This is a genomic window from Actinomyces sp. HMSC075B09, assembly GCF_001812395.1.
Taxonomy (GTDB): domain Bacteria; phylum Actinomycetota; class Actinomycetes; order Actinomycetales; family Actinomycetaceae; genus Gleimia; species Gleimia europaea.
This window is the reverse complement of record NZ_KV808735.1, coordinates 1-14,448: the sequence shown is the minus strand read 5'-3', so window position 1 is coordinate 14,448 and position 14,448 is coordinate 1. Positions and strand designations below refer to the sequence as shown.

The 14,448-nt window shown below is 57.2% G+C and carries 13 protein-coding genes; 1 reads left to right on the top strand and 12 read right to left on the bottom strand.

Annotated elements, in window-relative coordinates:
* Positions 1–7: 7 nt before the first annotated feature.
* A complete protein-coding gene (locus tag HMPREF2854_RS04620; RefSeq protein ID WP_070619747.1) occupies positions 8–721 on the bottom strand; it encodes a helix-turn-helix transcriptional regulator in 714 nt (237 codons plus the stop codon).
* A 305-nt stretch (positions 722–1,026) separates the two neighbouring features.
* Here HMPREF2854_RS04620 and HMPREF2854_RS08825 point away from each other — a divergent pair, with 305 nt between their 5' ends.
* Positions 1,027–1,149 (top strand): hypothetical protein, encoded by a 123-nt coding sequence (locus tag HMPREF2854_RS08825; protein ID WP_261666660.1) that lies wholly within the window; start codon positions 1,027–1,029, stop codon positions 1,147–1,149.
* 77 nt (positions 1,150–1,226) lie between these two features.
* Here the strand turns inward: HMPREF2854_RS08825 and HMPREF2854_RS04615 are convergent, their stop codons facing one another.
* The 11 genes from HMPREF2854_RS04615 to HMPREF2854_RS04570 all read right to left on the bottom strand — a co-directional run bounded on the left by HMPREF2854_RS04615 (position 1,227) and on the right by HMPREF2854_RS04570 (position 13,955).
* Positions 1,227–1,871 carry an NUDIX domain-containing protein gene (locus HMPREF2854_RS04615; protein ID WP_070619744.1) on the bottom strand — a complete coding sequence of 215 codons (645 nt, stop codon included), beginning with the start codon at positions 1,869–1,871 and terminating at the stop codon, positions 1,227–1,229.
* A gap of 9 nt (positions 1,872–1,880) precedes the next feature.
* A complete protein-coding gene (gene murJ / locus HMPREF2854_RS04610) occupies positions 1,881–3,503 on the bottom strand; it encodes a murein biosynthesis integral membrane protein MurJ (RefSeq protein ID WP_070619741.1) in 1,623 nt (540 codons plus the stop codon).
* A complete protein-coding gene (locus HMPREF2854_RS04605) occupies positions 3,504–4,316 on the bottom strand; it encodes a hypothetical protein (protein WP_070619738.1) in 813 nt (270 codons plus the stop codon). It lies immediately after the preceding gene.
* The gene (locus tag HMPREF2854_RS04600) at positions 4,309–5,319 is read right to left on the bottom strand and encodes a copper transporter (protein WP_070619735.1); all 1,011 of its coding nucleotides are present in this window, start codon (positions 5,317–5,319) and stop codon (positions 4,309–4,311) included. The genes HMPREF2854_RS04605 and HMPREF2854_RS04600 overlap by 8 nt, the downstream gene beginning before the upstream one ends.
* A gap of 11 nt (positions 5,320–5,330) precedes the next feature.
* The gene (gene steA, locus HMPREF2854_RS04595) at positions 5,331–6,533 is read right to left on the bottom strand and encodes a putative cytokinetic ring protein SteA (protein WP_070619732.1); all 1,203 of its coding nucleotides are present in this window, start codon (positions 6,531–6,533) and stop codon (positions 5,331–5,333) included.
* Complete coding sequence (gene recN, locus HMPREF2854_RS04590; RefSeq protein ID WP_070619730.1) at positions 6,530–8,197, bottom strand: DNA repair protein RecN; 1,668 nt, start codon at positions 8,195–8,197, stop codon at positions 6,530–6,532. The genes steA and recN overlap by 4 nt, the downstream gene beginning before the upstream one ends.
* Positions 8,194–9,033: an NAD kinase gene (locus HMPREF2854_RS04585; protein ID WP_034510418.1), complete on the bottom strand. Its 840-nt coding sequence runs from the start codon at positions 9,031–9,033 to the stop codon at positions 8,194–8,196. The genes recN and HMPREF2854_RS04585 overlap by 4 nt, the downstream gene beginning before the upstream one ends.
* A gap of 8 nt (positions 9,034–9,041) precedes the next feature.
* On the bottom strand, positions 9,042–9,875 hold the full coding sequence (locus HMPREF2854_RS04580; protein WP_083309390.1) for a TlyA family RNA methyltransferase: 834 nt from the start codon (positions 9,873–9,875) through the stop codon (positions 9,042–9,044).
* Positions 9,863–10,000 carry a hypothetical protein gene (locus HMPREF2854_RS08735; protein WP_186822487.1) on the bottom strand — a complete coding sequence of 46 codons (138 nt, stop codon included), beginning with the start codon at positions 9,998–10,000 and terminating at the stop codon, positions 9,863–9,865. The genes HMPREF2854_RS04580 and HMPREF2854_RS08735 overlap by 13 nt, the downstream gene beginning before the upstream one ends.
* Entirely contained in the window at positions 9,997–12,771 is a 2,775-nt protein-coding gene (locus tag HMPREF2854_RS04575; RefSeq protein WP_261666659.1) for an HAD-IIA family hydrolase, read from the bottom strand. The genes HMPREF2854_RS08735 and HMPREF2854_RS04575 overlap by 4 nt, the downstream gene beginning before the upstream one ends.
* A gap of 461 nt (positions 12,772–13,232) precedes the next feature.
* Entirely contained in the window at positions 13,233–13,955 is a 723-nt protein-coding gene (locus tag HMPREF2854_RS04570; protein ID WP_070619727.1) for a hypothetical protein, read from the bottom strand.
* Positions 13,956–14,448: the final 493 nt, after the last annotated feature.

The following is a 14,448-nucleotide window of genomic DNA, read 5'->3' as shown; positions in this document are numbered from 1 at the left end:
TTCCTTCCTAGTTCGAACGCTCGTGCGCTCGATCTCCACCGTGGCGCCAGCCGTTTCTTCTGGTCAGCGCCGCCACTGGAATGTGCGTTGTACACACGTGCTCGCCCCCCGCCAAAGTGGCAAGTCGCTGCACGTGTACGTCTAGCAGGCGCCCAATCGCCTGTGTCTCCGCCTCGCATAGCTGCGGAAAATCTTCCGCTACCTCCAGGATCGGACAGTGCCCCTGGCACAGCTGGATAGCAAAGTTACCTCCCCCAACGTCGCGCACGCTGGCCGCATAGCCATCCTGAGTAAGGGCGTCTGCAAGCGCCACCGCGCGCGCCCTCGGATCACGACCCGCAGCGCGAACCACGGGTGCATACTTGCGTTCAATTTCGCGCGAACGAACTGCGGCAAAGTTCTCGATTGCTTCCACTCCAGCTGTTTGCGCGAGGTATGACATAGCCCTCGTCGCAATTTCTGAATAGCTATCATGCAAGCGTTCGTGAGCAACGTCCGTGGCAATGTAATGGCGAGCCGGACGGCCCCGCGAGCGCTTCGTCGACTGCGGCTGCTCGCGTTCAGCTATCTCACCGGACTGCTCCAAAGTGGTGATATGACGGCGAACCGCAGCGGTTGTAAGCCCTAGAATTTTAGCGATAACCGATGCTGTTACCGGGCCTTTTTCAACTATGAGGTCGAGGACGAGTTCGCGCGTCCCCTGATCTACTGGTTCTGCCAAGGCGCCCTCCCTTCATGGCCGTATTCACACGTCGGCAACACTTCTCATAACCGACTTTTGCAAGTCTACCTTCTTTAAGCAACATCTTCATTACGTAATAGCTCGAATGTCGCGTCTGCACCCGAGATCACACCGAAAACAAGCGAAGACAAAGCTCGGCAACGAGAGGATAAGCCGCCATAGTCAGCACCGCTAGACGGCCATATACCTATGGGGGTATTTCTGATATGATTTTGATGACTCCAAAGAAGAGTCTGAAAAGGACGAGTCCATCAGGACGCGGTCCCCGAGCTTAGGAGCATGGCATGTGTAGCCCAATTCGTTGCGCAAAGTGTGGCAAGACCACTTGGACCGGTTGCGGACAGCACGTAGATGAGGTTAAGGCAATGGTTGCCGACTCTGACTGGTGCACCTGCAACGAAAACTAATCAACTAAAAAGTGGGCGGTTAGCCGCAAAACGGCTAACCGCCCACTTTATTTTTGCTTCAATAGCGAGCTACGCGCCTAGTCGCGTTGCTTGCGGCTGAACGGCGACCTCAGCCACGGAGCGTCCGCGGGACGCAGACAGCTCCAGCCTTGCGCCCGCGCCGACTGCGCCGCCAAGATCCCCACCACCGCTGAGGGATTGTGCAACCTTCCGTCATGAATGGCAGCCACCGCCTCACGCATAGGAACCCAACGCAGTTGCATTGTGGCCTCTTCATCAGTTCGTTCAAACCGCTTCCCTGCGGGCACTTCCCTAACGTCGCGCGCCAAGAAAATACGCAGCCCCTCCGTGGTACCTCCCGGCGAAGTGAAATAGTCAACCAGAGTGTGCCAGGTATCTGCCTCGAGATCAGCCTCTTCAAACAGCTCACGTTTAGCAGCATCCACCGGCTCCTCGCCTTCAATATCAAGCAAGCCAGCAGGGATCTCCCATAAAGTCGCCTGCACCGGGTGGCGGTACTGGTCAACCAGGGCGACCTCGAGGTCCTGGGCCCCCTCACGAAGAGCCACAACAGCTACTGCCCCGGTATGTGCCACGTAGTGTCGCGTCACCACGTTGCCCTCAGTTACTTCAACGCGGTCCTCATCCATGTCGAACACCGCACCCGTCCACACGCGTTCGTGCGAGTGAACCGGCCTTGTATCCCTACGATCGGCTATCATGACAACCTCCTAGCTGTCTTCGTCTTCCATGGATTGCAGTAAGCCGGCCAGCACCGACTTCTTTCCAAGTGTGTACACCACTCCCGCGAGGATCGTTAGCCCCACGAAGCCGGCTGCGATTACCGCCAGCACGTGCCCCAAGCCTTCACCTAGAGCGGAAATATGCGTCGTCGCCAATGTTCCAAGCGCAGTTGTTAACCCCAACGGAACTAGCGAACGTGCGACTACAACCAGCATATCGCGCGCGCCGTAGCCATCCGTCACCTTGTGAATCGATACGAGCACTCCGATCGCCGCTACTGTCATCCCCACTGAATGTCCACCCGCGATTGCGCGTAGCGTTGCAACGCCATCACCCTCGGCTCGCACAGATACTGCAACTAATGCGGCTTGTGCCGCCGCGACCGTTACCCACCCCGCGGCCGCCACCAGCCAGGCTAGCCGCGGATGTGAAAGCGCATAAAGCGCGCGTTGGCCGTAGAACAGCAAAGAAAATCCGATTAGGGCTGGAGCCATAATCGTAAGAGCGGAAGCCATCCCCGGAACGGGCGTGAGTAGCTCGAAGAAAGCCTGTGCCACCGGCGCCATGATGACCAACAAAGCAGAGCCGAGCAAGGCCGCAATCAAAACTTTTTGCATCGCCCTCGCGGACGTAACTTTGAACTGATCCGTGCATCCGCTCTCTCCCTGCTCGGAAAGGAGGGGGAATGCCGCGGTTGCAACCGGATAGACCGCTACGGCATAGGGCAACCAGTAGACCGCCTGCAGGTACTGAAACACCGCTACCGTTCCTGAAGCACCGTAGAAACGCATAAGCCAAAGCGAGACGACCACAGCAAACTGCTGCGCCACCAATGCGCCCAGGCCGGAGGCTCCCAAACCTACCGCACGACGACGCTCATCGGCCCCAAGGCGCAGAGTGGGGCGAAAGCGGAATCCTGCTCTACGGGCAGGAATGAACAACGGCAACGACAGTGCCGCCACCCCCAGGGTTGTCCCCCAACCCAGCACCTCAACAGCCGTTTGGGGAGGAGCTTGGTCACGCGCCGGGTTCAAAAGCGCATAGCCAACGAACGACGCAACCACGGTCAAGGAAGACAACGCCGGCGCTATGGCCGGCCAGAAGAACTTCTTATGTGACTGCAACACACCCGTCAGCACGATAGATACCCCGTACAGCGGGATTTGCCACGCAAAAATCTGTAAGAAGCGGGTCACCAATGCCTGCTGGTCGGATACGATGGCATCCGCTGGCACGGGAAGCGCCTGCGCAATCCACGGGGCGGCAAGAAACACAACCGCTGCCACCACAGCAAGTATCAAGGTAACCCATGACAACAGTGCAGAAGCTACGCGATTAGCATATTGCGCGCGCCCTTTCGCAAGGGGCGCAGACAGTAGAGGCACCGTTATGCCCGCAAGCGCTCCGCCCACCACTATCTCGAAAATAATGTTTGGAATCTGATTAGCAGAAGCGTAGGCTCCTGCGGTAGCTCCAGATCCCACCAGGGCGGACTGCATGAGCCATCGCAAGAACCCGATAAGCCGTGAGGACAAGGTCGCAATTGCGATTATGCCCACGGCGCCGGTGAGGACGCCTCGCAGTCTTACCAGCCCGCCCGATGCCTTCATCTACTTAGATTTCACGCCCAACTCATCGAGTGTTGAAAGCACCTTCGAACTTTCAATCAACTTCGAAAAAGACACCACTTCGCCTGCCCCAATTACCCCGAGCGTAAGCGCGGCCATTGTCGTTCTAAAGCCGCGAGAAGACGGAACTATCGCGAGCATACCTACCTGCAAGCCAAGCGTATTTGCACCCACGTCACCAAGCATGGTTTTACCCGCCAGATCAGAGGGGGCGCTTCCGGCTATGGTGCCAAGGGTTGCACCAAACGAGCGCGGACTGACGCGGCTGGAAGACGCTATCAGAGAGCAGACAGCTGCAGCTTTGAGTGCCCTACCTGGACGCAAATCAAACAGGTTTGCGATGTTGGCAGACCCCGCCACAATGATCGAGTCAATCAACCAGTCGTAAAATCCGCGATCATAGCGATTGCAGTGGACCAGCGCGTAGCCGGCAGCAGAAGAACCAATAGCTGCTACCTTTACCGCGCCGGTGGTTACCTCGCCACGCCTTAATGCTTCAAAGTGGCCAGCTAGTCCCTTCGCTTTTGGGGCGTCCTCACGCAAATCCTCAATGTCATCAGCGAGGCCCGCATTAGCGGTAGCAGCCAGAGCAGCGGCGGCTGCAAAGTCACGCCGCGCCACGGCAGAACCAATCAAAGCTGTGGCCGCTCCTACGCCTTCCGAAAGACTAACCTGCTCGCCCGCATGATTTGTACGTTGCAAAGACGGCGCGGTGCGAATCACATTTGTGATTATTGCCGTCAGTGCCGCCGCTCCCACACCACCTGCAAAAGCGATAGCAGACCTACTATTCACCAGCCGTTGCCTCCGTCTCGCTCGGTTGCGTAGCCTCGGTCTTGGCCTGCGGTAGAGGCGGTACAAGATCGGTTGCTGTAGAGGCTGTTCCAAATGCGCGAGCCGTGCGATCTGCGCTCAGCAACGCAATCACGGTAGAGGCATGTCCCATGGAGGTACCCACCGAGTCAACCGAAGTCACAGCCACTGCCTGGCCGCGCACTAGCGAAATCAAGGAATCCGAAGCCGAAGCGTCACCAACCACAACACCAGCGGAAGGCGCCTTGGCAACCATACCCGCAACTGCAACCAGCATCTGCGAGTCCGAACTATCTGCCTCGCTGTCCTCCTGGTTGGTCTCATTGTCCGTTTCCTGTGTGGCAGCCGTTGTCGCATCTTCTCCCACCGGGCGGGGACCTACAAAAATAATCGAGTCTGACACAACCTGATCGGCTTCGAACGAAAGCAACGCGTTATCGGCATCAGCCAAGATTTCACGCAACAACTTCGTCTCATCGTTCGTCTTCGTAATAATCTCCAGGAGTGCCTGAGACAAGATGTCTGCGGCGGGTGCCTCCGCCGACACCTCGCCCGACAAGTGCGTAGCAACCGGACCTGCCAACGAATCACGGAACTGCGACATATCCTCCGAATACCACGCATTCGTGAGCACGACTCGCTGGTTTACCACACCGCCAGCAACATCAATGTACTTGGCGATTCCGTCAATATCCTCAGCGGCCGCGTCCTCCGTATATACAATCGCGACCTTGCGGTCCTTCAGCGTACCGGGCAAAACCTGATGCACCGACTGCTCAATCCACGCATTACGATCCGCAACATCAGTGCGCAAACGCTCGATCTCCACGGACGTGCGCGCCTGCGACTCGCGCAAGACCTCGACCTGGCTGGTAAGCCCAGATGCAATTGGCCCCTGCAATGGGCCCGCGCCGAGCACCACTCCAACCGCAAGCGCTAAAAATACTGAAATCAGTGAAACCAAATGGTACCTAAAATCGACCAATGTTCCTCCACTCACGTAAGGGGCGCACCCGGCGCCAAACCAAGCCAGCCGCGCAAGACGTCAACGACGTCAGAAAAATACACTGCCATAATCTGCAAAAAAGTTTGCCCCGCGGGTGTAACCGCAAGCGCAACAATCAAAGCTAAAATGCCCGCAGCTGAAAGCATAAACAACTGGAACGAAGAGATTCGCGTGCGATAAATCCTTGACACACCCTTCGCGTCCACCAACTTTGGCCCCACAACCAAACGCGTAAAGAACGTGGAAGCCATACCGGAACGACCCTTATCCAAGAACTCCACCAGCGTCGTATGCGTGCCGAGAGTTACGATCAGACTTGCCCCCTTAGCATCGCCGAGGAGCATAGCCGCATCCTCTGACGTGCCCGTTGCGGGAAACACCACGTGTTCAACGCCAACGCGTTCCACGCGCTCCAATCCCGGGGCCCTTCCATCACGATATGCGTGCACCACGATCTCAGCGCCACACGTTAATGCCTTATCAGACACCGAATCCATGTCGCCAATGATCATGTCCGGCTTGAACCCGGACTCTAAAATCGCATCCGCACCGCCGTCAACGCCAACTAGAACGGGCCGGTAGTCGCGGATGTATGCCTTCAAAAGAGCAAGGTCTTCCTTGTAGTGGTAGCCGCGCACAACCACCAACATATGGCGGCCCTTGAACTTCGTCTTAACATCGGGAATACCAACCGCGTTGAGCAACAGGTCTCGTTCACGCGCCAGATACTCCATAGTGTTAGCTGCGAACGCCTCAATCTGGCTCGACATTCCATCTCGCGCAAGCGCCATCGCCTGCTCATTCGTCTCTGTGGTTTGACGAATACCCTGCGCCACGAGCTTATCTCCAGCGAATACTGAATCTCCATCAATACTCACCGCCTGCCCCTCGTGAAGGGTCATGATGTCCGGACCAAGATCATCAATCAAAATGATTCCAGACTCAAGCAGGATCGACGGCCCCAAGTTGGGATAGCGACCCGTGGTTGACTTCGCTGCATTCAGCACGGCCACCGGTTTCGCGGCCACCAAAGACTCGGCCGCAACGCGGTCAATATCCTCGTGGTCGATAACCGCGATCTCGCCCTCTTCCAAGCGGCGCGCCAGCTTCTTCGTGCGCTCGTCCACGCGCACTCTTAAGCCTTCGCCCGGTAACTCAACCTGGTTCTTAGCTTTCTTGAAAAAACGCTTCACACTCTTGATTGTGCCACCTTTACCTGCGAACGTAGCTCAGCGGCATGCGCGCGCGCCGTTTGTGACGATTCCGACCCTGAAAGCATGCGCGCAAGTTCCACAATCCGCTCCTCTTCTGTGAGGCGGTTCACTTCGGTAGTGGCGCCCGACTTTGTGATGAGCAAGTGGCTATCCGCCCATGCCGCTACCTGCGCCAAATGGGTCACCACCAGCACCTGCCGATCACGAGCTAGCCGGGCCAACCGCTTCCCTACCTCACGCGCTGCGCGGCCACCAACGCCTGCATCTACCTCGTCAAAGACGTAGGTTAAGTTCGTTGCGGATGCCTCGCTGTGCTCAGCCAGCACCACCTCCAACGCCAACATCACGCGCGATAATTCACCGCCGGATGCTCCATTTCCTAGCGGCGCCGGATTCGCGTCGGGGTGCGCCTGCAGAAGCATCTCAACATCCTCAATACCATTCGGACCCGGTTTTTCACGCTCTTTAAACTCTACGAGTAGACGCGCATCTTTCATCGATAGGCCCGCTAGCTCTGTATCCACCAGCTTCGAAAGCCTGTGTGCTAACTTGTGCCGTTCATTAGAGAGTTTGCGGCCAACCTCAATTACCTGCCCTTGCGCATTTGTGAGTTCACCCTGGAGCTCAGTCATAAGATCATCGCGCCGCTCCAGGTCACCAAGCCTAGCCTCGGCCTCATCGGTCCACTTGAGCAGCGCTGGAATATCAAGAGCACGGCCACGCAGAAGAGAAGTTATGGCGCGGCGACGCTGATGTACATATTCCAAACGAGACGGATCGGCGTTTAATCCCTCCAAATACTCGGCGAGGTCGTCGCGGACCGTTTCTAACTCAACCAGTTGCGCATTCAAACGCCGAGAGAGTTCCGCAAGCTTTGGGTCAAGCCCCTCGAGCTTTGCTACCTGGCCGGCAGCCAATCCAACAGCATCCACAGATCCCGCACCGTCTTCCCCAACAAGTGCGCGATATGCGAGCGCGAGGCCGCTACGCAGCTCCTCCACGTTCGTAATGCGCTCAGCTTCAAGGCGCAGAGCCTCATCCTCGCCCTCAACTAGGTCAAGGGAACGGACCTTTTGCACCACCGGGCGCAACTGCGCATTCTCCGCTTCAGCCTCGTCAAGACCTCGCGCAAACTCATCGAGGGCGCGCTTAGCATTTACCGCCTGGTTCCAGGCGTCCGTATAGTGCTGAACCAGATCAGCGTGGCTTGCTCCTCCAAACTTGTCTAAGAACTCGCGCTGTGCGCGCGGGGAACGCAACTCGATCTGATCGGACTGGCCGTGAATAACCGCCAGATTGGAAGCAAGATCTTCAAGTAGCGACACCGGGGCGGGGCGCCGATCCAAATATGCCCGCGAGCGTGACTGCGACACCTTTCGTGAAACCACAACTGTTTCACTTTCAAGGTCAAACTCATCTAGCACATTCGGATCTATGGTGAACACGCCATCAACCACTGCTTGCGACTGGCCGGCCCGGATCTTAGATGAATCTGCCCTCTGCCCAAGTAGCAGCTGAAGCGACCACAAAACCATCGTCTTGCCAGCCCCCGTCTCGCCTGTAAGCACCGTTAGCCCAGGTGAAAACTCTACGTGCGCTGATTCGAGAACACCCAGGTTCTCAATGTGGAGCTCTTCGATCAAGACTCCTCCAACCCCAGTCGCCGCCAACCCGAGACCGGAAGGTCAAACTTAGCTACCAAACGAGCCGAGAACGGGGTATCCGATAGACGAGCGAGCTTCACCGGAACTTTGGAGGGCCGGCACAGGATTCGAGTACCTGCGGGGGCGGTGATGCGGCGGATACCATCGCACCAAACCTCAATATCTGCCCACTGTTGCTTCAAGATTGAAACCTCAAGCTCTGAGTTTGGGCCAACAACCAAAGGCCTCGTAAACAAGCCGTGAGCGGCCAACGGAACCATCAGCACGGCCTCGGTATCTGGCCACACTACCGGCCCGCCCGCCGAATACGAGTACGCTGTAGATCCCGTAGGAGTGGACAAAATGATCCCGTCCGCCCCGTACGTGGAAACCCCCTGCCCATCCACGCCGATACCAAAGTGTGCCGGATGCGCCAGATCGGTACGCATGATTGCCGCCTCATTAATCGCCCAATCATGTTGCACGCTACCGTCAGGCATCTGCACGTCAAGTTCTAGCGTCATGCGCTCTTCCACCGCATAGTCGGCCGCAGCCACTCGATCTACCAGCGACTCCAACGAACTAACCTCGGCCTCGGCCAAGAATCCCATATGCCCGAGATTCACGCCCAAAAGCGGGATGGACCGCTCGCGTGCTGCCTGCGCCGACCACAAGATAGTGCCATCACCACCGAACACGAGGACAAGTTCGACATCCCGGTCAGACTCCGCACCCACAACAGCGATTTCGCGTTCCTCCAGCGCTACCTGTACCTGGGATGCCAGTTTGGCCGCGTCTTCACGCTTCTCGTTCACGATCATCATGATCGAGCGCATTAAGGCTCCTAACTTAGGTGGTTGCCGGCCGGTCCGTCGGCGATCGCCTGTGCAATCCGATCATCCAGATCCGCCTGACCAATTGCGGCTGGATGCTCCGACTTCAACGCCACAAAATATTCAACATTTCCAGCGGGGCCGGGAAGAGGACTAGCCGCCAAACCGTAAGCCTTCAGGCCTAACTCACCGGCTTTGTCTAAGACTTGGCGGACAGCAAAATGATGCAGTTCCGGATCCCGAACCACGCCTTTTGCCCCTAGCTTATCCTTGCCCACCTCAAACTGCGGTTTCACCATCAACAAGAAATCAGCCTGTGGATGCGCAACGCCTTTCAAAGCTGGAAGCACCAAAGTTAGAGAAATGAAAGAAAGATCCGATACCACAACCGTTGGTGGTGGCGCCACTTCTTCAGGCAACAAATAGCGAACGTTCGTCCGGTCTTTAACCTCAACGCGCGGATCGGACTGCAGGCGCCATATCAGCTGCCCGTAACCCACATCAACGGCTACCACCTTCGAGGCACCCGCGCGTAGTAGTACGTCTGTAAAACCGCCGGTCGACGCTCCCGCATCCAGGCAACGCTGACCGCGGATCACAGGAGCAAGATCACCGAGAATCTCAAGCGCACCCGCAAGCTTATACGCACCTCTAGACGCGTAATCTGGCGAGGAACTTTCATCCACAATCAACGCCTGCGCCGGATCCATCTGCCTGGCGGGCTTGGTGACAACCTCCCCATCCAGCTTCACAAAACCAGCATGGATCAGTTCTTGCGCCTTCGAGCGAGATGGTGCGAGCGAACGTCGCACCATCTCCGCATCGATACGTCTTAGGCGTGCCACTGCTCGGTCCCGCCCTCAAGCTGGGCAGACAACTCCGCCTCAGCTTGCTTCAGCTTCGCAAGACGCTGGGATAGAGGCAGGTTGTCAGCCTGCTCCCAGTCTTCCTCCCACTGCTCCAGATTCACTCAGACTCCTGTGATTCCTCGTCCTCTTCAGCAAGATGACGAGTCTCTTCAAGTAGCTCCTCCAGGTCTTCCTCACCGGGAAGGAATGCCGCAACGGATTCCACATCCACCTGCGCAAGCTCCTCATCGCTTACATCCGAGGCGGGCATATCGTCCAGATCTGTCGATTCTGCTACTGCAGGCTCTTCCACCTCGGGTTCAACGGGCTTCAAGATTCCTGCAGGATCATCGTTATCCACAACGGTGATCGACGGGCAAAAAACCTTCGAATCGTTTTCCCGCGCGTACTCCCAAGCAGCCGCAATGAGGGCCCGGTAGGAGTCGAGCGTGACGGTGGCGCCGTCTTCCAGAAGCGCTACGCCATCGAGAGTCAGCCTGCCTGCCACGACCTTTGCGATCTGACCGACGCCACAGCTCCAGGTGCCGTCACGGTGGTGACGGGGACGAGGATGCGGCTCATTCAGGCCGCGCATATCTGTGTGTACGAGCTGGGGACGAAGACCGCGATCCGCGAGGATTACCGAGCGTGCGTCATGAACGCCAGTCAGCACGTGCATCGACGGGATCGAAGCTGAAAGCGCTCCAGCAACATCGGTCTCCAGCCTGTCGCCAATGGCGATAGCATGCTCTCCCCCAACCATCTCAATAGCGCCGCGGAAAATAGCGGGCAACGGTTTGCCCGAAACCTTGGGCTTCTTACCACTCGCGTAGCGCACGGCGCGCACAAGAGCGCCGTTGCCTAGAGCAAAACCACGCTCGGTTGGGAGTGACCCGTCCATGTTGGTGGCATAGTACGCGGCGCCGTTAGTAACCGCATACGCAGCTTCAGACAGCTCTGCCCATCCCAGGCTCTTATCAAGCCCCTGTACTACGGCATCCGGGTTGTCATCGGCGGACTCTACGATCTCAAATCCACCATTCGTGACAGCTTCGCGCAAGCCTTCGCCACCGATTACGAGTACTTTTGCCCCCGGTTCGAGGTCTTCACCCATTAGCTTCACCGCGTCCATCGCGGAAGTCATGACATCCTCAGGCTCCGCCGGGAAACCCAGATCAGCCAGCTGAGCGGCGACAGCTTTTGGCGAGCGCGAGGAGTTGTTCGTTACAAACGCGTGCTTCATGCCCGAATTCACAGCCTGCGAAACACTCTGCGCAGCGTGCGCAACGGGCTGACTACCGTGGTAGCAAACTCCATCAAGGTCAAGCAGGAGAGTGTCGTAGCGCTGTGAAAGCGGCTCATCGGAGCCCTTCAGATCAGAGCGCACGTCATCCACATCGGATTCCGCCAACATCTTAAGGTCAAGAATGTCGTTGTCCTCAGGCAGGGCCGGCATTGAAGCCTCGACTTCGTCAGCTTCGCCGTCGCGACCAAGAGAACGCAAGTGGTCAGCCTGTGCACTCATCAAACGGTTTCGAAGTTCATCGTCGCCGTCTGGGCCGAGCTTAGCCAGAGCATCTTCGACAAGCACCAGTGCGGTGTCGGTCTCCCCCAAATCGGAGCGAGCTCCAGCGGCTACAAGAACCAGCTCAACCTGCTCTGCAACGTCAAGCTGGGAAAGATCGGTTTCATCAATGAGCTCAAGTGCCTTTTCTGGTTTTCCAAGGCCGCGCTCACAATCTGCCTCAACTGCGCGGAGCGAAAAATCGTTACGCATACGACGCACAGCCCGCACTTCACGCAGAGCCTCCTGGTAGCGCTCCGTAGCATAAGCGGTGAGAGCGGCGGCCTCGCGCACAATATCGACGCGGCCAGCACGGCCAACCGCCGCCTGGGCGTACGTGTAGGCACGCTCCGGATCCATATCAATCAGCTGACCGGCCATGACGAGAAGCTTTGCAACCTCTTCCTGGCTGTGTGCACCTAGAGTTGCGAGGGTCTCGTACGCTGCAGCATCGAGCTCCTGTCCCTCCAAGCCCTCCGGAATCGGCAATCCCTGAATCTGGTTGATACGCTCTGCAAACTCGTCATCGAATTTGTCGTAGGCTGCGGCTGCCGCATCGTACTGGTCTTCAAACCGATTAGGCCGCTCATTGTGGTACCTGTCGGAATCGAAATTCCGACGTCCGCCGCCATCACGGTTGAAGCGGGAACCGCGATCGTCCCTGTCAAACCTGCGACCACCCGGGTTCTTACGGTCAAAGTCACGTTCGCGCCTATCATGGTGGTCAAACCTGCGGCCCGGGCGATCTTCACGGTTAAACTGGCGCCCTCCACGGTCATCGCGCCGGTAATCACGCCCACGTCCGCCAAAGTCGCGTTCGCCGCGTCCAAATCTGCGGTCCGAACGCCCGTCGCCCGAGAAGCTACGATCGTCACGGTCAAAACGTCGACGCGGGCGCTCTTCATTCTCAAAGCGTCGGCCTCCACGGTCGTTGCGGCGGAAGTCGCGATCGCCGCGCTCAAAACGTCGTCCTCCTCGATCATCGGAGTCAAAACGACGGCGAGTATCATCACGGCGGTATCCGCGATCGTTGTCGAAGCGCCTTCCGCCACGCTCGTCACGATTAAACTGGCGTGGGCCGCGATCATCCCTGCGGAAACCGCGATCATTGCGGTCAAAATTCCGATCTCGTCGGCCTTCTCCGTTGTCGTCACGGCCGAACCGCCCGCCACGGTTTCCAAAATCCGACCGTTCGCCGTCGAATCTACGTCGGCCGCCCTCGCTCCTATTTTCGAAGCGTCGTCCTCTATTGCCAAAATTATTCTCGCGCCCTCCGCGCCACTGCCTGTTGTCGAAGTTTCGGTCTCTGCCGCGCTGGTTTTCGCTCATTATTCCTCTTGTCTTCCGCAGCCATGTCCTCGGCTGGCACGTCTCCTACCTCAGGATTATGCAACCTTCATAATACCGCCTAATAGGGATACTTTGAGAGCACATTTTGGTGAGCTACCGCGCTATCGAGATTCATGAAACACGAAAATCACCCAGTCTTTACAGCCTATGCGCCGAAGGTGCACGAGCCTTAAATGCTCTCCCATGCGGGTCACAAAACGTGACCATTACGCCACGACTAATGAGCTTGTTAATACTGTTACGCACACTAATTAGGCGCTCATGAGTGCGAGATGTCCTATCGCCCTAAATATCCTATGATTCCAGGGGCTTTTGTGTAATCGGGCCAGTGTGAGCAAGTAGATTGGTTTGGGTTTATATATGAGTTTGGCCGGGTGCAAAAGCACCCGGCCGAACTCATAGTTCTGGTTAGTCTCCGCTTGGCAGAGTTGAACTAGTTGCTAGAGAGAGCGACGCCTCGTTACGAGGAGTGCGCCACCGCCTGCAAGCGCAGCTGCTACGCCACCGAGCAGGGCGACGGAAGCGCCAGTCTTAGCAAGCTTCTTCTCACCAGCAGCAGCCTTGGTCTCGCTGGCCTTCTCCGAAGCAACAGTGGTGGTCTCGCTGGCCTTCTCGGTCTGCGAAGCATCGGTAGCGTCCTCAGAAGCCTCCGGCGCCTTCTCGGTTGCGGAGGTGTCCGGCGTGGTCGGACGGAGCGTGTTCAGACGATCGGTGGCCTCCGCGCACTTGGCCATGTCGTAGTACTCGGTGCCTTCAGCACAGAACCAGGTGACGTCCAGCTCGGCGTCCTTGATCTTCGCATCCTTGATTTCGCCGCGAGTCTGACCGCACTTAATGTGATCAAAGTATTCGGTGCCTTCTGCACAGAAGTACTGCTCGTCGAGCTCCTTATCAGCAATCTCATTCTTCCAGAAATCACCGGAAGGAGCAGCATCCTCTTTGTCCTCCTCAGCGGGGGCCTGCTCCTCTGCCTGCAAAGCCTTTAGAGCAGCCTCAGCATCCGCGCACTTGGCCATGTCATAGGACTCGGCTTCTACAGTGCAGAACCAAGCGACATCGGCCTCCGCCGCGCTAAGGGCGGCATCGTCAGCTGCAAGTGCAGGCGCGAAAGCAACACCGGCGCCAAGTACGGCAGCGCCGGCAACAGCTAGAATTCGCTTCATTTTTTAATCTCCTAAATGGACGCAACTGTCCTGATGTGATTAGCATGCATGAAACATCGTATATGCACCCCCCCCGCGTCAAACGTTATCCAGCATTCGCTTAACATCACAGGCGTGTCGCCACTTTTTAAAGGTTCTTCACATGCTAATGTGGGACTTTGGTGCCATATTTCGGATGGATTTGTCGCTAGCGTCGCTGCAAATACCGATTGAAGCCTGTGCCTAGCCCACTTTCTAAGTGTGCGTATTCTGGTGGGCATGCCAATACCGATCCACTTGTGCCAAGGTGACCAATTCAAACATGTTTCCAACTGTCGCTGCGCGATTACACGATCACCTGTGAGCCACAGTTACACCTTGAAGCTACTTCATTCGTCTTTGAACGGCGCAAAAACAGCTGTGTGTGTGTTTGGTTTATGTGCGGGGTGTGTGTTTAGGGCCCCACCATTTGGTGGGTGCACGTGTTGGGGCCCCACCAAGTGGTGGGGCCCCA